The following is a 22,093-nucleotide window of genomic DNA, read 5'->3' as shown; positions in this document are numbered from 1 at the left end:
CAAGTGATTGCAATGAATAGATAAAAAATCCAATAAAAACGGAATTTAAACCTGGAAATAAAAGTTTGAAGTTAAGCGTAGAAATGAGAAATCAATCGCGGGGGCTTTTGTATTTGAGGCAACAAAGGTTGTTTAGGTGAAAGAGGGTTGAATGGGATCAGGTGTGATGTAACGCTGTGGCCATTGGAAAATGACGAATCAATCAGAATGGCAAAGTGCAAATGACAGACAAACTGGCAATGTTTGCAGGTTTTTACCGTCTCATCCGGTACATCAATCTTCTGATGGCAAGGGCTTGATGTTTGGTTATCAGCATTTGCATTGTTTTCATCAGATGTTGTTGAAGCAGTAATGTTCAACTGGCTTTCCAGTTGCGCACAATGTACCAATTGCCCCGCGATTGCCTGCAGCGGGAGCCACAGACACAGCGCGATAACCAGTTGGACATATTTGTGCTTGTTCATAATGCGATTATTGATCCCCGTGGCATGTATTACAAGCAATTGCATCAAGGATTGGGCAATCGGGTTTATCATCGCCGTGGCAACGACCCGCCAAATCATTTAATGCGTTGCGCATTTGTTGTAATGACTGGATGCGCTCGTCCATCTCCTGAATATGTTCCAATGCCAATTTTTTAACTTCAGCACTGCTGCGGCCAGAGTTTTGCCAGAGACTCGTCAGCACGGCAATTTGTTTCATTGAAAAACCCAGCTCACGCGCGCTTTTGATAAAACGCAGCAAATGAATATCACGTGTTTGATAAACCCGATAATTTGCATAGGTGCGATCCGTCGGACTGACCAACCCCAATGATTCGTAATGACGGATCATTTTGGTGCTCAGGCCCGTTAATTTGGCCGCCTCGCCGATACTGTGCAAACCCAGTGCATGGGCATCGGCTAATTCCAGAGTTGGTTTTTGTGCACGTTTATTCATGACAGGCCTGTTTTTTTCATAACGATATGCGGAGCTTGCCAGCGACGCAACCGCAATGCATTGGTGACAACAAATACGCTCGATAGTGCCATAGCACCAGCAGCCAACATGGGGGATAACAATACGCCCCACAACGGATAAGCCACGCCTGCCGCTAACGGAATCAGTGCTGCGTTATACGCAAATGCCCAAAATAAATTTTGCTTGATGTTACGCATAGTCGCGCGCGCCAGCCCAATACTTTTGGGCACTCCCTGCAAATCGCCACTCACTAATACCAGATCCGCACTTTCAATAGCGATATCAGTTCCGGTACCAATTGCCAAACCCAAATCAGCTTCTGCAAGGGCTGGTGCATCGTTAATACCATCACCCACAAACGCAATGCTGCCATGTTCAGTGCGCAATTGTTTTACTGCATCCACTTTTTGTTCGGGCAACACTTCAGCAATAACGGTATCGATCCCCAATTTTTTTGCGATTGCATTCGCGGTGCGCTGGTTGTCGCCGGTAATCATCGCAATATTAAAACCTAATTCATGCAGTGCTGTTAATGATTCAACAGCGTCGGGTTTGATAGTGTCGGCCAATGCCATCACTGCGGCAATCTGGTTATCTACGGCCATGTAAATGGGGGTTTTGCCTTCATCGGCAAGTTTTTCTGCTACAGCCGAAAACAGTGTGATATCGATTTTTTGTTGTGTAGCTTGTTGTGCGACTTGTTGTGTAAATAGCCGATCCGCGCCAATCAAAATTGCATGGCCGGAAATGCGCGCACGTAAACCGGAACCGGAAATAGCTTCAAACATTTCCACTTCACCCGCCGTAATATTCAACTGCTGTGCAGCGTCAATTAACGCGTGGGCAATCGGGTGTTCAGAGCGCTGTTCGGCGGCGAGTGCAAGCGACAATAATTGGTTTTTGTCAAAACCTGGCGCGACTTCAAAATCGGTCAGTTGTGGTTTGCCTATGGTTAAGGTGCCGGTTTTATCAAACGCAATGGTTTTGATGTCGGCAAGGCCTTGCAGTGCACTGCCGCGGCGGAATAACAATCCCATCGTCGCTGCACGGCCTGTTCCCACCATGATGGAGGTGGGTGTCGCTAATCCCATTGCGCAGGGACAGGCAATAATCAACACCGCTACCGCATTAACCAATGCAAAACCCAGCGAAGGTTCAGGCCCAAAGATAAACCAGAGGATGAAGGTGATTACTGCAATCGCAATCACTACTGGCACGAACCAGCCGGTAATTTTATCGACCAAGGCTTGTATGGGTAATTTGCCGCTTTGGGCATTTTCAACCAAATCAATAATGCGCGCGAGTAAGGTGTCTTTACCGGTGCGCGTGACTTTATAGGTAAACGAGCCGGTGGTATTGAGCGTGCCGCCGATCACTTCGTCGCCCACGGATTTTTTCACCGGAATAGGTTCGCCGGTCATCATGGATTCGTCGATAAAAGAACTGCCTTCCACAAGCTCGCCATCCAATGGAACCCGCTCTCCGGGGCGAACCAGCAAGTATTCGCCCGGTTGGATAATGGCAAGTTCAACGATATCGGTTTTGCCATTCTGTACGCGGGTTGCGGTTTGCGGTTGGAGTTTTACCAATTGGGCGATTGCATCGCTGGTACGGCCACGTGCATTAGCTTCCATCAAGCGCCCGAGCAAGATGAGTGTGACGATGACTGCCGCTGCTTCGTAATACACGTTGACGGTGCCAGCGGGTAAGGCCGCGGGGGCGAAGGTAGCGACTAACGAATACATCCACGCGGCAAGGCTGCCTAAGGCAACCAGTGAATTCATATCAGGTGTAAAGCGGGCGAGGGCGGGCAGGCCTTTGTAATAAAACATCCTACCGGGGCCGAACATCACCAGCGTTGTCAAAACCGCCTGTATCAACCAATTCCACCAGCCGAGATTGGCCATTAACCAATGGTGGAATGCAGGTATGACATGGCTGCCCATCTCCAATAAAAACACGGGCAAGGTCAGCGCAAGGCTCAACTGGAATTGTTGTTTGAGGGCAAGCCGCTCCTGTTCGTGTTTGGCTGCGGAGTCTGTGCGATCGGAAGCCTGCTGGCGGTCGATCAGCTGCGCGCTGTAACCCGCCTGTTGAACCTTTTGGATAAGCACTTCACTGGCCACAGCTTTCGCCAGATTCAAATGCGCACGCTCAGTCGTCAAATTGACGCTAACCGATTCAACCCCATCAACCTTGGCCAGCGCGCGTTCAACATGAGCAACACAGGATGCGCAGGTCATCCCCTCAATCGCCAGATCGATTTCGCTATGATGTTTCATCATCACCTCTTAAACCGGTTGAGCGGGATAACCAGCATCGTCCAATAACGCCAGAATTTCACCTTGGCTCAAACGGCTTTCTATTTCCACTGAATGATTAGCCGGTGTTGCCTTTACGCTTGCCGATGCATCAACCCCCAGGATTGCGCGGGTAATAGCCGCTGCACAACCACCACAGGTCATAGTTGTAACGATAAATTTATACATGATGAACTCTCCGGTACGGGTTTGGTAAACGCTTGGATTGATCAAGATAAACCAAGGTTAAGCGTTACCATCGTGGTAAGGTCAAGAAAAAATACGGTGTTTTGATTTGCACGGTGCGGCCTAAGTCACTAGGATTTCGCACTTTTATGGTGCTTAAAGGATGCGTAAAGAGAGTTATGTCATTCAAACATTGGCTGCATGAGACCCGCTTACTCTTCGGGATAGAGCGCAACACCACTAGCCATAGCGAGAAAATGATCTCGGCGGTGGGCGCGTTCCTGGGCATTTTGGCTGTTTATTGGGGTGCCCGCTGGTGCTTTCCCGACGGCTTTATGCATACCGCAGGAACCTTATTGATGGTCACCTCAATGGGAGCCACGGCAGTTCTGCTTTTTGCAGTACCTCAAGGTGCGCTATCGCAACCCTGGGCGGTGATTGGAGGGCATTTGCTGTCGGCATTTATCGGGGTCAGCTGCCAGCAATTATTCCCCGACCAAACCTGGACACCCGCACTGGCGGTGGGTCTTGCCGTCGGCCTTATGCATTACACGCGCTCTATGCACCCTCCGGGTGGGGCGACCGCTCTGGCTGCCGTTATTGGTGGGGCCGAAATCTACCGGCTCGACTATTGGTATCTGGTATTTCCGATCCTGACTAACGTTCTGTGGATCATGCTTGTCGCCATTTTATTCAATGCATTTTTCCCCTGGCGGCGTTATCCCGCACACCTTGTGCGGCGGAAAATTGCCAAACCCGCTGTTGCCGCCGAGCGGCAGTTTGAACTAACCCAGGAAGATTTTTCTGCGGCGATGGAGCAACTTAACTCTTATGTCGATATTACTGCCGAAAACCTGACCCAATTGTTGGAGTTAGCAAAACAACATGCGGAGAAAAATATCACCCACCCTGAACAAATTGTTGCCGGGCATTACTACAGCAATGGCAAGCTGGGGAACTTGTGGAGTGTCCGTCAGGTCGTAGACGCCGCCAACAGCACCGATGCCAGTAAAGACCAGGTGATATATAAAGTTGTCGCTGGAGACGGCGGCTACGCCACGGGCATTTGCCTTCGCGCAGAATTTCGCCAATGGGCTCGTTATGAAGTCAAACCCCAAGCGAATGGCCATTGGAAAAAATCAGGTGACGAGGATTAGCGTCATAAATCCGGTGCGTATTACAAAATCCAACAAATTTCAGGTGTTTAGGTAAGGGGAGTCAGGATAAGATTCCACAGCCCTTGGGCTTGAAGGTTTTTTTCATGGCAACAATCGCATTCGCTTGTGCCAGTTAATTGATAATTAGAGGTTTATCGACCATGCGTTCTTCATTCAATGTTGCCAATCCAGCCAGCTGGCTCAAAAGTACTTTATCGGTCGCGTGCCTGAGTGCAGGCCTGTTCATGACTCAAGCGGCAAGCGCCACTACTGTCCAGTTCCAAACTGTATTGGGCGATTTTGAAGTTAATCTGTTTGATAAAACGACTCCTAAAACCGTTGCCAACTTCCTGGCGTACGTGAATGCCGAAGCATACAAAAACACCATCGTGCATCGCTCGGTGAAAGATTTTGTTATTCAAGGCGGCGGATATAAGTTCAACGGTGAGCTGCCATTAGTGGCAGTATCCCAAAATGCGGCAGTTGAAAACGAACCCGTTTATTCAAACCTGCGCGGCACTATTGCCATGGCAAAATTAGGTGGCAACCCCAACTCTGCCACCAACCAGTGGTTTATCAACCTCAATGATAAAAATGCGACCGACAAAAGCCATGGTTATGTGCTGGACACTAACAACGGCGGCTTTAGCGTCTTCGGTCAAGTAGTGGGTGAAGGAATGGTAGTAGTGGATGCGATTGCAGCGCTTAGCCGCTTCAATGTAGGCATATTTGAGGGTTTCCCTCTGCGCGATTATTCGGCAGCAGATCAGGTAGCCAACAAACCTGTCACTGGTGCCAATCTGGCCTTGATTGAAAACATTGTCGTACTGAATGCCGATCCTGATACTGCATCAAGCTTGAATCCAGCCAAAAATACCTTGATCAACCAAAAAGACGACAAAGACGATGGCGGCAGTGGCAGCCTGGGCTTGCTCAGCTTATTGGCACTCGGCTTGGTTGCACTGGGGCGCAAAAGCCTGTTGAATAAGGGCTAATTCAACGACCGTGAGGGAAGGCTTGTGATTACATATCTGTACTGGATTGCTGTTATCAGTGTTGCCGTATTTGTGTTTTGGGGTGTTGGCCGCTATCTGCGCTGGAAAGCAGGGTTGATAGGTGGCTTGGCAGTGCTGTTGATTGGATGGTTGATGTACTTTTTCCATTACGAGCAACACTTTGTCAAAAACTACGGCGGTGTTATGTCTATTGAGGTTCCCAAAGGCCAAATGCACATTCAGGCAACCTGGAAAGATGACAACCTGTGGATTGAAAATTACAACCCGGAAAATAACACCTGCATTTTCAGTGAGTACTCCAAAGGCAATTTGCTGGAGGGCAGAGTAACCATTAAAAACTGTAACCCGCTTATGCCTAAAGCAGAGTAGTGACTCAGTTTATAAAACTGCAGTGTGACAAAAGGAGCCTTTGGCTCCTTTTGTGTTTCTGGAATACACACTCTATATGGCCGCCAATTTGGTCAGTTATATAAATTAGATTTTTTTTGGCTAAAGACGCTTTTTTCATTGTTGATGATTTTTTTAGAGCTAGGCTTCAAGTATGCAAGATTGATTCTTGTGTTCAAGTGAGGCTGCTATGAAAACGAAACCTAGCACACACGCTGTATGGACATTGCTGATCGTGTTGATGATGTGTGTATCTACTTTTGCTTCGGCAACAGAAATCGTCAAGGAAAAAACCTGTACCGCAATTCAAAATGCCATCAATAAATTACCTGCCGAAGGCGGCGAAGTAGTGCTGTCTGCAGGAACCTATGTATGTACACATCCTATCGTTATTGACCGAAACAATATTAGCTTGCGCGGCATGGGGCCCGCCAGTTTATTGCGCCTTGCTAATAATATTAATGCTCCCGTCATTGTCATGGGCACTACGGAAAATATCCCCAGCCGAGCCGTTCGCCATATTCGCGTGAAAGAATTAATGATCGATGGCAACCGCGCAAACCAAACCTCTGAATGCATGGGCGGCCCCTGCAGCAACGAATTTCCACTGCGCAACAACGGCATTAGTATTCGTCGTTGTGTTGATTGCACTGTGCAATCGGTGACGGTGTTTGGCGCTATGTCCGGAGGGTTAGTAACCGAGCTTGGGTGCCGTCGCTTAACCATTCGTGATTACACATCTTATGACAATGAGTTTGATGGCCTTGCCGGATATGAAACCGAAGACAGTACCTTCTCAGGTATTCATCTATACGGAAACAAAGCGGCCGGTATTTCAACTGACATAAAATTTAACAACAATAAATTTTATGATGTGACCATTGCAGATAATCGCACAGTAGGAATTTTCATGCGTGACTCGCTGGATAATTCATTCACTAATTTGCATATCCGCGATAACGTACAGCACGGAATTTTCCTTGCGCAAGTCAATACAGACCCAACGACTGCTGCAACGGGAAACACCTTTACCGGAGTGGTTATCTCGCGCTCAGGTGGCATGGGAGTTTTGGCAAACGATGCATCATGTATTAATAACATGTTGGTAGGTGCGCAATTTATTAACAACAAACACGGATGCATTAGCGAGGCTACATCTGGTTTGGTAGAAAATATAGGTGCTATTTGTCGTTAACCAATAGCGAAAGAATGTGTTTAAGTGAAAGAATGTGTTTGATTGGTCGATGTGTTTAGCTTTAGATGTGTGTGTACAGGATGTAGTTACAACCGCTCGCGGCCACGTTTGGTCGCGAGCATTTTTATTTTTGAGAATTAATTTTCAACACTGGGCAAAAAACGATAACCAACACCTGGTTCTGTTTCGATGTAGCGGGGGTTGGAAGGATCATCACCTAACTTGGTGCGTAAGCGCGCAATAAAAATACGCAAATAATGGGTATCCTCTACATGGGTTCCGCCCCAAATTTCGCGTAATAATTGTTGTTGGGTTACCAATCGGCCTGCGTTATTAATGAGCCGCTTTAACAACTCAAACTCTTTGCGCGACAGTTTTGCGACTTCGCCTTCCACAACCAGTTTGCGCTCCTGCAAATCAATCAGCACACGCTCATCCTGAAATTTGTGCACACTTTCTACGCTTGGCCCAAATGCTTTTATCAAGCCTCTAATGCGCGCCAATAATTCCTGAATACCAAATGGTTTTACCACGTAATCGTTAGCGCCCTGGTCAAGAGCTTGCACAATTTCTGATTCACGATTTCGCACTGATAAAACGATGATAGGTTGATGAAAAAAATCGCGCAATTTCTTCAGAACGACCTGGCCATCAAGATCAGGCAAGCCCATATCCAAAATGATCAGATCCGGTGATTCTTCTGCAGCGATAGTCAGCCCCTGACGGCCATTGTCAGCCTCACGGATAACATAACCTTGTGCAGTCAGACCGATTTGTAGGAAGCGACGAATTTGGGGTTCGTCATCAATAATCAAGATTTTGCTCATAGCGACTCCGTTTATGGGAGGGAGTATAACCATCCAGTGCAGACACCAGTGTTATATCGCTGTTAAATATTTATTCTTCTGTTTTGGGTATTTGCTGCGGATTTTGCTCGTGAATAGGGAGTTCGATACGCAAGCAACACCCAGGATTATACTTGTTGCCGATCCGCTTGGGGTTGGGCAGGATGCTGACATTACCCCCATGGGCAACGACCATTCCACGACAGATGGTCAAACCAAGGCCGCTACCTGATTTACGGCGATCTCCTTTTTCTGCGGTATGAAAGCGCTCAAATACTTTTTCACGCTCATCTTCAGGGATTCCGGTTCCCTGATCACAAATCATGATAATAATTTTATTGTTCTCTGTAGTACATTCGATATCAATGCTGGCATCAGGAGGGGAGAACTTAATGGCGTTATCGATAATATTAAAAATCGCCTGCTCCAAAAATGCCGCATGTACATACAGCGAAGGCATGTCCGGGCTAATAGACTCAGTCAGATAATTTCTTATCAAGAGCGGCCGCAAACGTTTTTTTACCACCCCAAGAATCTCTTCTATGCTGACCCAGTCACATTCCAGCTTCATCTGCCCAAAACCAAGGCGGGTCATATCGAGCAAGTTTTGGGTATAGCGATTCAACCGCTCAGCTTCTTCCAATACGGTACTTAATAACTCTTTTGTCTGCTGTTTATCCAGATGCTCGCCAAACTCAAGCACAGTTGATGTTGCGCCAATCATGGTCGTCAATGGGGTGCGGAAATCGTGCGACACTGAAGACAAAAGTGAAGATCGCAACAATTCATTTTCTTTGGCAATTTTTTCTTTTTCCAAATCAGCGGCTAGCCGGGTACGCTCCAACGAAATATTGACCTGGTGTAATAACAATAAAAAAATGTCGCGCGGTAAATGTGGGATATTTTCGGCGGCGATTCTCAAGAGACCTATTACCTGGCGCGAACTATATAAAAAGTAAACGTCATGCTCTTGCTCAAGCTCGGGGATTTTTTTGATTACTTCGTCTGTTAAGCGTAATTCCAACAACTCTTCCAAATAGGTTTTGCGTAAATTGGTCAGCCGACGAATCATCGGATGGGTAGCCCAGTTATCATCGTGGGTGATGAGTACACAATGTTCCCGCCAAGGCTTGAGCGCATCACGCAAGGCTTCTATTACATCTTTGGTGTCGATCGCTTTCGGGAGGCGCTCTAGCAATTCCAATTCGATATCCGTCATAAACTCGCGCATGCGAATTTTCTGGACATTTTTTTTATGCTTGGTGGCCATGTATCCCACCAAGACGGATGTCAACAAAAACAGCGAGATTGTCAGAAGGTCTTCATCCTGATGAATCATAATTGACCCATAAGGTTCGGCAAAAAAGAAACTGAACGCAAAAAAACTGGACAGTGCATTAATGATTGCCAGCTCTACTGTTACATTGATGGCGATAAAAACCACCATCACGATATACAACAATGGAACATTCGCCTTGGGAAGGGAGTCGGTCACCAAAAAAGCAAAGGGTGTTAATAACCAGGGGAATAATATTCCAATCGGATAGGCGAATTTACGCAGTAATTGTTCTGTGTTCATTATGCTCGCCAAAATGCAGGAGTAAACAATACAAGAATGGTCAAAAATTCCAGTCGCCCCAATAACATTCCTGCGGAGAGCGCCCATTTTGCGGTATCACTTAAACTGGAGAAATTGCCGGCAGGGCCAATAATCGGGCCTAACCCAGGGCCTACGTTCATCAGCGCTGTTGCAGAACCGGTAAAGCTCGTGACCAAATCCAACCCGGTTAGCGCGAGTATGACGGCGATGACGACCAAGCATGCGGTCATCAAAAACATATATGAGATAGAAGAAGCAATAATTTCAGAGCTGATTAAACGGTTGTTATAGCGGCGGCTGATAATTGCGCGAGGATGAATTGCCGTCATTATTTGTTCTTTCACCAAGCCTGCAAAAATCTGCAGACGGAATACTTTGATCCCTCCGGTAGTAGACCCCGAACAACCACCAATAAACGTTGCAAAGAAAAAAATCACCAAGGCCAGAGGCCCCCAGAGTTGATAATCCCCCGATGCGAAACCGGTTGTTGTAATCACAGAGACCAAATTAAAGCATGCCATTGTCAATGCACGGAAGGGCGCCATCTGATCAGTGACGATGAGTTGTATGGTCAGAACAGCTGTTGTGATAGCCACTGCCCACAGTAATCCACGCACTTGGGTATCGCTAAAAATCACCCATTTTTTATTCACCAATAACCGCACGAACAGCACAAATGGAAATGCACCGGCCAGCATAAAAACAATAGCAATCCAGTGAATCAGCAAACTATCAAACTGGGCAAATGAGCTGTCTGAGGTGGAGAATCCACCTGTCGAAACGGTTGTCATTGCATGGTTAATTGCATTGAAAAAATCCATGCCTGCCAACCAAAATGCCAGACAACAAATTACTGAGAGCAAAATATAACAATAGATAATCATTGCCATCAGGCTTTGTGCACGAGGCATTGCTTTATCAGACCAATCCGAAGATTCTGTTTTAAATAGACGCATGCCGCCCACCCGCAAGAACGGCAATACGGCGATCGCCATTCCGATAATACCAACCCCTCCAATCCAGTTGAGCATAGATCGCCAGAGCAAAATATCTTTAGGCAGCGAATCCAGCCCTGCCATAACTGACGAGCCCGTCGAGGTTACACCTGATACAGCCTCAAATACGGCATCGGCAATACTGAGTGGATGATCAATCAAAATAAAGGGGAGAGCACTGAAAAGAGAGACACCAGTCCATGCAGCAGTGGTAATTAAAAACACCTGTCGGGGCTGCATGAAATCCAAGCGGGATTTTTTTCCAATCAGGAGAAATACGATACCCACAAGACTGGTCAGTGTTGCCGAGGAAAAAAATGCAAGCTGATTATCACTGTTATAAGTAATGGATAACGCTAGCGGCACCAGCATAAATAACGCAAGAATGTTCAGGATTGCGCCCAGAATCAGCAGCGTAGGCCCCAATAATTTCATAATATCCAACTTAAGCCAAATGACACCCAATGAATGTAGCGCATTTTAAACCTAAGGGTAGGGAGAGCCTATGGGGAAGCGGTATATATTTCGTAAAACCCCACAAACAGTTGTTTGTGGGGGCGAGACATCAGTAAGGTTGGGTAATTTCTGCGTAAATCAGTGTGACATACAGGTTCACTATATGCGGCGATTGCTGCATAAAAACCGTCAAATCCGTTTCTATACCCAAGCTATTCATTTGGGCTTTGCGCTCTTGCATATAGCGGACTGCGGCGCGCTCAAGTACATCACGGAACACCAATGGTTTTTGGAATCGCATTTGCGGGTTGTTAATGCAGAACTGTGTGTATGCATAGAGTGCTTCTACAACAGCGCTTTTGTAATAGGCAGGATAGAGCCTGTGAGTCAGCTGGTCGATCAAGTGCGCAAAGCTTTCTTCACCCGGAGTCATAGATTGACGAATGGTTTTGCAGTCCAGATTAAAGCTTCCACCGGATGTATTACTAAATACCAGTGTCTCGGCAAACATTAAGCTATGCCAAATATCTTTCAGGAAGTTAGCATCGAAATGGGTAATTAAACCTCGTGCTGTACGCCACTCAAGCCAGTCGGTATCCATTGCATCTGAGAGTACCGGGTTTTCATCATCGAAATTTTCATTGTGATGAATTTTATAGGGTGTTACATGATTAATTCCTTGGGAAAAGACTTTTTTGCGTGATGTCAGGATTGCACGAATTTTCTTATACAGTTTGGCAGGAGACTGCAAACCCAACCACTCAAGCATACTGACGTCTTCTGCATCACCTTTATCCATCGCGCACAGGAGCATAAAGTTGCGCAATTGAACAGAGTGCAATCCATCAAACAAATTTGGCTCGGAACGAATCAGTGAACCTATTGCTGAAATTAATTCCTGAACCAGCGTGCGCTCTAATAAATCGGGAAACAATTGCCGCACACTTTCAAAATAAGTGGCATTGGAAAATGATTGATCAACTTTAATTTCTGTATGATTGTTATCGCCCACAGTGATAGTCAAGTTGCGCGCAGCCAGTAAGGTCAGGCTATCTGACAAATCAGTTAACGTATAATTCAACTGCGAAAAACAGAAGCGGGCGAGTAACCAATAATTAACTTTTTGTGAGCGATAAAAAATATCGCGAATGAGATCTTTTACCGTAATTTCTGCGCCGTTAATCCCAATATTGTCCGAGAGCTTATGATTTTTTACATAAAGCGAAAATTTTCTATAAGTAATAATGTCACTTTCAGTGTAAAAATGCTCTAGCAATGAAGCTGCCACTGGCTCCAATTGGTCTGGTTGCAATGCATCGTCTGCAGCCACAATTGCTTGCAGCTGGTTGTTGAGCGATGAAATATGAAAATAGGGGATAGATAAACTATTCACGCGCGACGCGCGATATGCAAGGTTAGCTGAAGCATAGCCAACGTATTCATACTCGGTGCGCAATTGATACGCACGCAAAGCTTCAAACAATAATTCTGCATTAGGCACTTTGTACAGGCGATGATCCATCATTAATGTGAACACGGCAACTTCAGAACTGAGCCAGTTTTTATAAATAAAATGGATTTCTTGCGATAAGCTTTCAATAACCCATTGCGCATCATAGCGGCGATAATCTTCTCGTTCGCTTTGCAGCCAGGATAAGCTTAAATAAATTTTGTTGTTGATTTCATAAGTTTGCGATGTGGCCAAACTTTGCACCCGGCGCCGCGGCCGACCACTCAAACCCAACGCTTTATTTTCACCAATATGGGCATAGGCTTCCATTAAGCTGGAGGCCGATATCACACCCATAGGCTTTATATCTTGCAGGCTTTCTGCAATAACACCGTATTTAGCAAGATGCTGTTTAATAGCATCATTCTCCGCCAGCACCACCAAGGCAATATTGGATTTAATAAAACGGGTAGAGCGCCTGCGCATTTTGAGTGGATCAAGATCATCAGTGCTCACCAAGCCTTCGTCTAACATCAATCCAGTCAAATATAAACTTTGAGCCCACACTAGCGGAATATTTTCATTGGGTACGCGTGTTTGAGATCGAGGATTCTTTTTTTCGGCTTCTACATTTTCTAATGGCAAATAATAAAGCTCTGGCAACAAACCTATGCCATCCACGTGAACCATGAGCGATTCCAACTTTTTGCGATAATGTTTTGCAGTTGCTTCGCTACCATCAAATAAAGCGGTGATATACAGATAAGTAAAAAACAGTGGCCATTCAGATTCTACATTCGCAAAATTTCCCAGCTCATCATGTTCATAATAAATGCGCGAGCTTTCTTCCAGTACAGTTTGGTGGCCATCCCATAAAAAACGTTTACAGCCATAGTTGCCGCCCAACTTGGTCAAAACAGAATCGCGAGTTTGTGTTGCAAGCGTTTCTTTTCCGACAGCAAATGCAGGAAAGCCAATAATACTTAACAACGCGCTGTCTGTTTCCTTAGACAAAGACTCACGCGGTAAAAGTGAGGCGAGGGTGGTTCTGGCGAGTGAAATTGCATCAGCAATTACATGAATAGTTGCCCTTTTGTCACCATGTTTTCCGAATAAATTAAATCCGTCCAGTGCCTGCAAAGCCGCTTTAGCCATGCCCACTGAACTGGCATTAATTTCTGTCTTGCCATTATTGACTTTATTGCCTCGCTCCCAAATCCCATAGTCAGGTGTGCGATAAGCGCTGGCGATGTAGTAAACCAGATTTTGGATGAAATCGACCTCATCGTGCGTACAAACAATACGCAACCCAGAGGCGCTCATTTGTGCCAGCATCAACAAAAACAGCGAAGTCGCATCAATCTGCAAATGCCCCCAGGCATCATCAGCAACGACGGGCAAACCGGTAGCAGTATCGTATTTCGCATGGAGCGCATCACCATTATCCAGCGAGTGTTTGAACTTCTCGACTTTTTGCGCCTGGCGCATCATCGACTGCAACAAGCCACGCATCAGTTTAATGGTGGCTTGTTCAAGCTGGTCACACTTATGGTCTTCACCTTGGTGCCTGCACGCCATGGACAATGTCCATACACAGATGATCGAGTAGACGTTATCGCGCACCCATGCATCGGTGTAATCGCCGTGATTATTAATAGCGGTACTGGCAGGAAGCAGCCCGGTAACCGGGTGCTGTTTACTGAGAATGACTGTTTCGACTTCAGCGTACACACGCTCTAACAGTTGTTTATGCTTCATAGAGCAATTGCCATCAAAAGAACTTATATGACAGGAAGAAAGAAAGGAGCAAACGCTAAAGATGGGTTAACTCTTTGATATTTATATAATATCCAATTTAACATAATATACATTATGCGCAATTATATAAAAATCAACCCTTCGTGTTTGCCCCTTGAAATTCACCTGATGCGTTTTTAAACCAAGCCTGAGATCACATCATCAGGCATTGGCAACCATATCAAACAATTCACTTTCTTGTGGTGTTTCTGGCGATGCACGCAGCATTTCCGTTAATTGATTTCCCGCTTCTTCACTGAGTGCATCAAGCTCAACACCAAATCCGTGGGATGTTGTATGTATAACAATGGAATCAAAACGATAGCGCTGCAATTTCTGTGCTGCGCGAGTTACCAGTATTTCGATTCCCAGCTGTTGCAACGGCTGTACAGGTGTTAAATCTGACTCGATAAAAAGACCATAGCGTGTACCGTTTTTGATACGGCCTATAGCGACGGGAACATCGTACCGATAAATCAGGATTTTAATATCCGCTGCATAGCGTGCGCTGCATCTATGTTCCATAAGTCGTTCCTGTAATCGTTGAGTGATTAATGTTCTATCTGCCTGGCTTACAGCGCAACTAGCACAAGCGATGATAGGTTCTTAACAGCTGCCGAATACGTTCAGCTAATGTGGGCTCAACCTGATCCCACGAAAACGTCCACACCCAATTTTTATCCGTTGTTCCGGGCATATTCATCCTGTGCCCTCCATCCAGCTCCAAAAAATCTTGCATGGGAATAATTGCCATGCGTCCCACGGACGACAAAGCCAGCTCAATTAACAGCCAAGGCATGGCATCGTGCGAGTTAAAACAATATGCCTGCAATTGCGCGCGATCTTTTTCTGCCAAGGTCGCATACCAACCCAGAGTTGTATCGTTATCATGAGTTCCTGAATAAATAACATCATTCGTTGTGTGGTTATGCGGTAAATGGGGATTATTGGTATTGCCATCAAATGCAAATTGAAGCACCAACATTCCTGGCAGTTGGAACTGATTTCTCAGTTGTTCAACTTCTTCCGTAATAACACCCAAGTTTTCTGCTACTAACGGCAACTCTGGATAAGCATCGAAACACGCTGTTAAAAAAGATTCGCCGGGCGCTTTGACCCATTTACCGGTGCGCGCATCATGAGTGTTGCCGGGAATTTCCCAATACGCCTCAAACCCTCTGAAATGATCAATCCTGATCAAATCAAATAAATGTAATTGCGTACGCAGTCTTGCCAGCCACCATTGGAAACCATCGGCTTTCATTGCGGCCCAGTCATAATGAGGATTTCCCCAATGCTGGCCAGTTTCAGAAAAATAATCTGGTGGTACACCTGCAACAGTGAGTGGATTGCCCTGCTCGTCTAACTGAAAATAATGCGGCTGTGCCCATACGTCAGCGCTATCGTGTCCCACAAAAATAGGAATATCGCCAAACAGATAAACGCCTTTTTGGTTGGCGTAATTTTTCAATGCATTCCATTGGCTAAAAAAACAAAATTGCTCAAATACAATGACATCAATTTTTGCTTTAAGATCTGTGCGAGCTTTCGTTAATGCATCTGCGTTTCGTAAGCGAATATTTTCTGGCCACGTTATCCATGACCCGCCATTAAACTCATGACGCAACGCGCAAAATAGTGCGAAATCATCTAACCAATATTGTTGTTGTGAACAAAAATTCTCAAAGATGTGACGTGTTGATAATCCATCCTGTGTTTTCAAAAACTGATAAAAAGAAAAAGCGCCCTGTTGTCGTGCATGGCTCAGCCCATGCTCACCAACCTGTTGCACATCCGTCGTTTTTATCCACCCTTTTTCCAACAACCAATCCAAACTAATCAGATCAGGATTGCCTGCATGAGCGGAAATTGATTGATATGGTGACATATCCGCTTGGGTTGGTCCGGTTGGGAGCATTTGCCAAATAGTCAGCCCGGCTTCAGCAATCAGATCAATAAAATAATAGGCGTCTTTTCCCAAAGTGCCGAATGCTTTTTGATGATTTCCGTGTAAATAGGATTCAGAGCAAGGCAGTGAAGTTGGATGCAACAAGACCCCTGCCCGTCGCTGTTGAAATAATGGTGATTTGACTGCCATCCGCACCCTTCCCTTTTTAAATACGACTAATCGCAACGTAAATTTGCATCAACCATAATATAGATAAATTAATTGGCATGGCCTTGGCGCATGACTCCGCCTGTGGCTGGATCACCTCCACCCACGCTAATAATTTGATGCAAATAATCGGGTGCTGGTTGCTCGATCAAAGAATATAAATTGATGAGATGTCGGCGAAATAAATATTCAAAATCGCTGACACTTTGTGCCGGATTGTAATCGCCAAACCACCAAAACCAATCCGACCCCTCACAAAGCGCCAATTGTTTTTCAATTTGTGCCAATTGCGTAGCAGTGAAGCTACGTTTGCTTAATGCGCGATCCACTTGTTGTTTTGCATCGCACAACATATCCCAACCACGATTTTTATCTTTGTCGCCAATCCAGGTTGAGAATGTCCCGTAAACCCAGCTACCAGCAACAAGATGAGGCATGGCAATCGGTTTTGGATGATGTTGATCGAGAAATTCACTGTAGGTTGTCAGTTCAAGTTGCGGATGATCTGTTAAGCGCTGATAAAGCGTATGTAAAAAGTGATAGGCATTTTCAGGGAAATATTCCCATGCATTTTCTCCATCCATAATCACGGATATGACGGTATTTTTTGTATCGCCACTGGCGGTGGCGATATTCACCATATGATTAAGTAAATCCCCCACGGCATCATCGGAATGCCATGTTGCGTATTTGAAACCAATCAGATCAGACAAACCATCATCGCGGAAAAACGTATTCAATTTTACTTGTGCGAATTCATACGCACTATGTAAAGATTGATTAGTACTTTTGATATTCTGTGCAATTTCCTGATTCTCGGGAGCACGTAAACTATTATGCAGTACGGAATCTCCTGTTGCTGCCCAATCGAATTTAGCTTCTTTTAATAATTTAAGTGTCTCATCACTTAGTGAGCCTTCCGATGCCCAGCAGCCGCGGGGGCGTTTACCAAAATATTGTTCAAATGTTTTGATGCCCTCGTGTAAATGCCATTTGGCGCGATTGCGACCATCAGGATAAAAACTGGCATTCGGCAAAGTGACATCAGGCATAGCTTCTTTCGCGCTATTCAAATCAATAAGTAACGGAACAATCGGGTGCGCATAAGGACTCATGCATAACTCAATTTGTCCAGCTTCTGCCAATTTGCGATAGCGCGGGCCAATGGAGGCAACGAGCTCACCAATAATGCCCAATAATTCGCGGCGATCATCCATGGTGAAATTACGTTCTTTATTTTGCAGTGCCTGTATTCGGGCATCATTACGGCGCGGAATTTCTGCAATCCAACTCAAGTGATACCACACGCACAAATCAATCAGAAATTGCTCATTGAGATAGCGACTGACGAATGCTTTTTCTTTGAATAGATCAACAATATTGGCTAATTCAAGATAGGCGGGAAAACGTTCAATCATTCGTTGGCGATTTGCACGTAAGTATTTATTTGCCAAATCAACAAACGCCATGGTTCCCGGTTCGGGCAATACCGAGTCAGTTAAGGATGCCAAAACAGCATCCTTAATTTTTCCTTTGCCGGCCAAATGCGCTGCAATTTGCTGCGCGTAATCATCCAGCTGCTCCAATAATATAGGAGCAAAATTGACAACGGCTTTTACTGCTGGCTGCGCCTCAATATGCGCTGCCATATCGACATAATCTTTAATAGCGTGAAGATACGTCCATGGAAAATAATATTCCCCTGTCACAATATCGCGATAATCTGGTTGATGCATATGCCAGAGAAAGACGACCTTCGTTTTGCCATTATTAGCCATTGACTTCATCCTGTCCTAACATGTCGGGAGTGACTAAAACGACACCTTTGGGTGAAACGTGAAAGCGTTTTTTATCCTCTTCCAAATCGTAACCAATAACAGTGCCTTCCGGGATTTTGCAGCGGCGATCTATCAGTGCTTTGCGGATTTTGCAGCGACGCCCTACTTCTACACTGGGAAACAAAACAGAATCTTCAATTTCGCAATAAGAATGTACACGTACGCGTGGGAATAAAAGAGAATGCTTAACAGCAGAACCAGAAATAATGCAGCCGCCAGCAATTAATGAATCCACCGCATAACCGCGACGCCCTTCATCGTTAAAAACAAATTTTGCCGGCGCAACTTGTTCCTGATAAGTCCAGATGGGCCAAGCTGCATCATACAAATCCAACTCCGGTGTAATGCCAGTTAATTCGAGATTGGCCTCCCATAGCGAGTCAACAGTACCCACATCGCGCCAGTATGCATCGCCACCGGAAACCGGATCGCGAAATGGAAACGCAGTAACACGGTGGGTTTTAATCATGGAAGGAATAATATCTTTTCCAAAATCATGCGATGAATTTGGATTGTCACGATCTTTTAATAATTCGCGGAACAATACTTTGGTACTGAAAACATAGATCCCCATCGATGCCAGCGCTTTATCGGGCTTGCCTGGCATGGATTCAGGATTAGCCGGTTTCTCTGTAAATTTTACGATGCGGTAATCCTTGTCCATATCCATCACGCCAAATGCGTGAGCAATTTCCAAGGGAACTTCAATACACCCAACAGTAATGTCTGCACCACGCTCTACGTGTGCAGCAATCATAGTGCCGTAATCCATTTTATAAACATGGTCGCCAGCAAGGATGAGCACATACTCAGGATTGTGACGACGGATAATATCGATATTTTGCAAAACAGCATCGGCGGTGCCGACATACCAGGATTCGCTCAAGCGTTGCTGCGCAGGTAATAGTTCAACAAACTCGCCTAATTCCCCGCCCAAAAATCCCCAACCGCGTTGAACATGGCGATCAAGGGAGTGGGATTTATATTGGGTTAGAACACTAATACGACGAATGCCTGAATTGACACAATTTGAAAGAGGGAAATCGATAATGCGAAACTTTCCACCAAAATGTACTGCTGGCTTTGCCCGCCAATCTGTCAACTGATGTAACCGGGAACCTCGTCCACCGGCGAGAATAACAGCAAGAGTTTCACGAGTAAGACGACTAACAAAACGACCTGAGGTGGGTGTACTCATTACAACGTATTCCTTATGGCTATTGTGTGAAAACAACAAAGAAATTTGTGTCAGTGTTATGACAAGATTGGAGCAATATCAGTGCCAATAAATTGATCTTGCTCAAATCCTTACCAACTACAAATAATTTATGGTGCATTCAATTGCGGTTTTGCTGCCCGCTTTAAATGCAAAATTAAGTGTAGTCTCAAGTTTGGCACCGAATCTGCAAATATCTTCAAACTGATTCTTTTTTTGTAAAAAAATGGTGCAACAAAATGAGGTGATAATGGCTAAGCTAGTAGAACCCAGCGACATGACGATTTTATGTAGCCCAAAAAGTGGGCACGCCTGAAAATTGCGAAATTTCGTGCCAAATAATCCACTAAGGAATCGATTGAATGTTGAATGCCAAACAGGACACCCCTTTATCCCACGAGATGCTGCGCATAGTGACTGCCACACACCATGACCCTTTTGAAGTTCTTGGCCGTCATCCCCTGGGGGCTGCCGCAACAGCCGCAGCCGACACGAGAATCCGCGTCTTTCTACCCGGCGCACGAACAGCTGCGCTCGTCATCAATCAGCAACTACACGCATTGAAACGTATTGAGGGGACCGATTTTTTTGAATGGCAGGGGTTGGCAAAGATCCTGCCCACACACTACCAAGTGCAATGGTTCGATCGCCACAATCAGATGCACACTGAATTTGACCCCTACTGTTTTGCACCACAATTGGGCGATGTAGACATGCACCTGTTTGCAGAAGGTCAACATTGGAACATCTACCAGCATTTGGGGGCGCATCCCCGTGTTGTGGACGGGATCGAAGGCGTGCTGTTCGCAACATGGGCTCCAAATGCAGAGCGGATCAGTGTAGTAGGTGATTTCAATGATTGGGATGGCCGTCAGCATTGTCTGCGTGTTCGCGGTGGTAGTGGCCTTTGGGAGATTTTTATTCCCGGGTTAACAGCCGGTGCCCTGTATAAGTTTGAAATTCGCAATCGCGCTACCGGAGCGGTATTCCTGAAATCAGATCCTTACGGGCAAGCGTTTGAAATGCGCCCGCAAACGAGTTCAATCATCCAGGCTCCATCGACTTATGAATGGTCTGATAACGATTGGATGGATAAGCGTGCCCACTGGGATTGGCAGTCGTCCCCGGTCTCTATTTACGAAATGCATTTGGGTTCATGGCGCCGCGGTTGGGCTGGCGAGTTCATGAACTACCGCGAACTCGCACACCAACTGGTGGATTACATCAAACCACTCGGGTTTACCCATATTGAAATTATGCCGGTAAGCGAACATCCCTTGGATGATTCATGGGGTTACCAAACAACCGGTTATTACGCGCCTACAAGCCGATTTGGGACACCGGATGATTTTCGCTACTTTGTTGATTATCTCCATCAACATCACATTGGCATTATTCTGGATTGGGTGCCGGCACACTTTCCTAAAGACGCTCATGCCCTCGCCCGCTTTGATGGTTCCGCGCTGTATGAACATGAAGATCCACGTCTGGGTGAGCACCGTGACTGGGGCACCTTGATTTATAACTATGGCCGCAACGAAGTCCGCAACTTCTTATTGGCCAACGCCCTTTTCTGGTTAAAGGAATACCACATTGATGGTTTACGTGTGGATGCAGTGGCATCCATGTTACATCTTGATTATTCACGTGAGCCGGGCGAATGGATTCCTAATATCCATGGCGGCAATGAAAATCTGGAGGCAATGACGTTCCTGCAAAAATTAAATGAAGTGTGCCATGGCATGCATCCGGGTGCGCTTGTCATCGCAGAGGAATCCACAGCATGGCCACAAGTGACCCGTCCAACATGGGTCGGAGGGTTAGGGTTTTCCATGAAATGGAATATGGGCTGGATGCACGACACGCTCGAATACATCAGCAAAGATCCTATTCATCGTCAATATCATCACAATCAATTAACCTTCGGCATGATGTACGCATTTACTGAAAACTTTATGCTGCCTTTTTCGCACGACGAAGTAGTTCATGGCAAAGGCAGCATGATCAATAAAATGCCGGGTGATGATTGGCAAAAGTTCGCGAATTTGCGCTTGCTGTACACTTATCTCTATACCTATCCGGGGACAAAATTATTATTTATGGGAAGTGAGTTTGCGCAATGGAGTGAGTGGGCGCAGAGCCGTTCGCTGGATTGGCATTTGCTCGATCATGAGCCGCACCGCGGCTTACAAGCATTGGTAAAAGATCTTAATCACTGTTACACCAATATCCCTTCGCTTTATCAACGCAATTTCCGTGGTGATGGATTTGAATGGATTGATTGCCATGACAGCACGCAATCTATAGTTAGCTACATCCGCAAAAGTGATCACGAATTTACGATTGTGATTTTGAATTTTACACCAGTCACACGTAGTAACTATCGCATCGGCGTACCTGTTGCTGGCTCATACCATGAAATTCTGAATTCTGATTCCAGCTTTTATGGTGGAAGTAATTGGGGCAATAGCAATCCGATTTTTTCACAGGCTGTACCTTGGATGAACCATGCCCAATCTTTGGAAATTAATCTTCCACCCCTTGGTGCATTGATTTTGAAATTGGTTTGAATTGTAATT

Annotated in this window: 17 protein-coding genes; 5 read left to right on the top strand and 12 right to left on the bottom strand. The window is 45.7% G+C overall.

From position 1 onward, the window contains the following. Window positions 1-71: 71 nt before the first annotated feature. The 4 genes from VC28_RS05250 to VC28_RS19700 are packed head-to-tail and all read right to left on the bottom strand — an operon-like array spanning window position 72 to window position 3,449. Window positions 72-464 carry a hypothetical protein gene (locus VC28_RS05250; RefSeq protein WP_049629724.1) on the bottom strand — a complete coding sequence of 131 codons (393 nt, stop codon included), beginning with the start codon at window positions 462-464 and terminating at the stop codon, window positions 72-74. Between the two features lie 7 nt (window positions 465-471). Beyond that, the gene (gene cueR, locus VC28_RS05245) at window positions 472-939 is read right to left on the bottom strand and encodes a Cu(I)-responsive transcriptional regulator (protein ID WP_049629723.1); all 468 of its coding nucleotides are present in this window, start codon (window positions 937-939) and stop codon (window positions 472-474) included. Next, window positions 936-3,242: a heavy metal translocating P-type ATPase gene (locus VC28_RS05240; RefSeq protein WP_231591655.1), complete on the bottom strand. Its 2,307-nt coding sequence runs from the start codon at window positions 3,240-3,242 to the stop codon at window positions 936-938. The genes cueR and VC28_RS05240 overlap by 4 nt, the downstream gene beginning before the upstream one ends. 9 nt (window positions 3,243-3,251) lie before the next feature. Further along, entirely contained in the window at window positions 3,252-3,449 is a 198-nt protein-coding gene (locus tag VC28_RS19700; protein WP_049629721.1) for a heavy-metal-associated domain-containing protein, read from the bottom strand. Window positions 3,450-3,625: 176 nt separating this feature from the next. Between VC28_RS19700 and VC28_RS05230 the strand changes: the two genes are divergently transcribed. The 4 genes from VC28_RS05230 to VC28_RS05215 all read left to right on the top strand — a co-directional run bounded on the left by VC28_RS05230 (window position 3,626) and on the right by VC28_RS05215 (window position 7,201). Beyond that, entirely contained in the window at window positions 3,626-4,603 is a 978-nt protein-coding gene (locus VC28_RS05230) for an HPP family protein (protein ID WP_049629720.1), read from the top strand. A gap of 161 nt (window positions 4,604-4,764) precedes the next feature. Next, window positions 4,765-5,598: a peptidylprolyl isomerase gene (locus tag VC28_RS05225; protein WP_053094157.1), complete on the top strand. Its 834-nt coding sequence runs from the start codon at window positions 4,765-4,767 to the stop codon at window positions 5,596-5,598. Window positions 5,599-5,622: 24 nt separating this feature from the next. Further along, window positions 5,623-5,988, top strand: coding sequence for a hypothetical protein (locus tag VC28_RS05220; RefSeq protein ID WP_049629719.1), 366 nt, complete (start codon window positions 5,623-5,625; stop codon window positions 5,986-5,988). Window positions 5,989-6,196: 208 nt separating this feature from the next. Then, on the top strand, window positions 6,197-7,201 hold the full coding sequence (locus VC28_RS05215) for a right-handed parallel beta-helix repeat-containing protein (protein WP_049629718.1): 1,005 nt from the start codon (window positions 6,197-6,199) through the stop codon (window positions 7,199-7,201). 137 nt (window positions 7,202-7,338) lie between these two features. On the opposite strand, the gene VC28_RS05210 is transcribed toward VC28_RS05215, so the two are convergent. The 8 genes from VC28_RS05210 to glgC all read right to left on the bottom strand — a co-directional run bounded on the left by VC28_RS05210 (window position 7,339) and on the right by glgC (window position 19,496). After that, window positions 7,339-8,028, bottom strand: a complete 690-nt coding sequence (locus VC28_RS05210) for a response regulator (protein WP_049629717.1) — start codon at window positions 8,026-8,028, stop codon at window positions 7,339-7,341. A 70-nt stretch (window positions 8,029-8,098) separates the two neighbouring features. Then, entirely contained in the window at window positions 8,099-9,625 is a 1,527-nt protein-coding gene (locus VC28_RS05205) for an ATP-binding protein (protein ID WP_049629716.1), read from the bottom strand. Next, complete coding sequence (locus VC28_RS05200) at window positions 9,625-11,076, bottom strand: TrkH family potassium uptake protein (RefSeq protein WP_049629715.1); 1,452 nt, start codon at window positions 11,074-11,076, stop codon at window positions 9,625-9,627. Before VC28_RS05200 ends, VC28_RS05205 begins: the two co-directional genes overlap by 1 nt. Before the next feature lie 130 nt (window positions 11,077-11,206). Further along, window positions 11,207-14,305 carry a phosphorylase b kinase regulatory subunit alpha/beta gene (locus tag VC28_RS05195; RefSeq protein ID WP_049629714.1) on the bottom strand — a complete coding sequence of 1,033 codons (3,099 nt, stop codon included), beginning with the start codon at window positions 14,303-14,305 and terminating at the stop codon, window positions 11,207-11,209. Between the two features lie 201 nt (window positions 14,306-14,506). Then, window positions 14,507-14,869: a hypothetical protein gene (locus tag VC28_RS05190; RefSeq protein WP_049629713.1), complete on the bottom strand. Its 363-nt coding sequence runs from the start codon at window positions 14,867-14,869 to the stop codon at window positions 14,507-14,509. 58 nt (window positions 14,870-14,927) lie between these two features. Beyond that, window positions 14,928-16,442, bottom strand: coding sequence for a 4-alpha-glucanotransferase (gene malQ / locus VC28_RS05185; RefSeq protein WP_049629712.1), 1,515 nt, complete (start codon window positions 16,440-16,442; stop codon window positions 14,928-14,930). A 68-nt stretch (window positions 16,443-16,510) separates the two neighbouring features. Further along, the gene (locus VC28_RS05180) at window positions 16,511-18,238 is read right to left on the bottom strand and encodes a glycoside hydrolase family 57 protein (RefSeq protein ID WP_049629711.1); all 1,728 of its coding nucleotides are present in this window, start codon (window positions 18,236-18,238) and stop codon (window positions 16,511-16,513) included. Further along, window positions 18,231-19,496, bottom strand: coding sequence for a glucose-1-phosphate adenylyltransferase (glgC, locus tag VC28_RS05175; RefSeq protein ID WP_049629710.1), 1,266 nt, complete (start codon window positions 19,494-19,496; stop codon window positions 18,231-18,233). The genes VC28_RS05180 and glgC overlap by 8 nt, the downstream gene beginning before the upstream one ends. Window positions 19,497-19,876: 380 nt before the next feature. Here glgC and glgB point away from each other — a divergent pair, with 380 nt between their 5' ends. Then, window positions 19,877-22,084: a 1,4-alpha-glucan branching protein GlgB gene (gene glgB, locus VC28_RS05165; RefSeq protein WP_049629708.1), complete on the top strand. Its 2,208-nt coding sequence runs from the start codon at window positions 19,877-19,879 to the stop codon at window positions 22,082-22,084. Window positions 22,085-22,093: the final 9 nt, after the last annotated feature.

The sequence above is a fragment of the Cellvibrio sp. pealriver genome, from assembly GCF_001183545.1.
In the GTDB taxonomy this organism is placed as follows: domain Bacteria; phylum Pseudomonadota; class Gammaproteobacteria; order Pseudomonadales; family Cellvibrionaceae; genus Cellvibrio.
The sequence above is the reverse complement of the archived record's forward strand: the minus strand, read 5'-3'. Positions and strand labels throughout refer to the sequence as shown.

Coding starts and splice junctions, on each gene's coding strand:
- VC28_RS05250 (WP_049629724.1), bottom strand. CDS start 464: ATGAACAAGCACAAATATGTCCAACTGGTTATCGCGCTGTGTCTGTGG.
- cueR (WP_049629723.1), bottom strand. CDS start 939: ATGAATAAACGTGCACAAAAACCAACTCTGGAATTAGCCGATGCCCAT.
- VC28_RS05240 (WP_231591655.1), bottom strand. CDS start 3,242: ATGAAACATCATAGCGAAATCGATCTGGCGATTGAGGGGATGACCTGC.
- VC28_RS19700 (WP_049629721.1), bottom strand. CDS start 3,449: ATGTATAAATTTATCGTTACAACTATGACCTGTGGTGGTTGTGCAGCG.
- VC28_RS05230 (WP_049629720.1), top strand. CDS start 3,626: ATGTCATTCAAACATTGGCTGCATGAGACCCGCTTACTCTTCGGGATA.
- VC28_RS05225 (WP_053094157.1), top strand. CDS start 4,765: ATGCGTTCTTCATTCAATGTTGCCAATCCAGCCAGCTGGCTCAAAAGT.
- VC28_RS05215 (WP_049629718.1), top strand. CDS start 6,197: ATGAAAACGAAACCTAGCACACACGCTGTATGGACATTGCTGATCGTG.
- VC28_RS05210 (WP_049629717.1), bottom strand. CDS start 8,028: ATGAGCAAAATCTTGATTATTGATGACGAACCCCAAATTCGTCGCTTC.
- VC28_RS05205 (WP_049629716.1), bottom strand. CDS start 9,625: ATGAACACAGAACAATTACTGCGTAAATTCGCCTATCCGATTGGAATA.
- VC28_RS05200 (WP_049629715.1), bottom strand. CDS start 11,076: ATGAAATTATTGGGGCCTACGCTGCTGATTCTGGGCGCAATCCTGAAC.
- VC28_RS05195 (WP_049629714.1), bottom strand. CDS start 14,305: ATGAAGCATAAACAACTGTTAGAGCGTGTGTACGCTGAAGTCGAAACA.
- VC28_RS05190 (WP_049629713.1), bottom strand. CDS start 14,869: ATGGAACATAGATGCAGCGCACGCTATGCAGCGGATATTAAAATCCTG.
- malQ (WP_049629712.1), bottom strand. CDS start 16,442: ATGGCAGTCAAATCACCATTATTTCAACAGCGACGGGCAGGGGTCTTG.
- VC28_RS05180 (WP_049629711.1), bottom strand. CDS start 18,238: ATGGCTAATAATGGCAAAACGAAGGTCGTCTTTCTCTGGCATATGCAT.
- glgC (WP_049629710.1), bottom strand. CDS start 19,496: ATGAGTACACCCACCTCAGGTCGTTTTGTTAGTCGTCTTACTCGTGAA.
- glgB (WP_049629708.1), top strand. CDS start 19,877: ATGTTGAATGCCAAACAGGACACCCCTTTATCCCACGAGATGCTGCGC.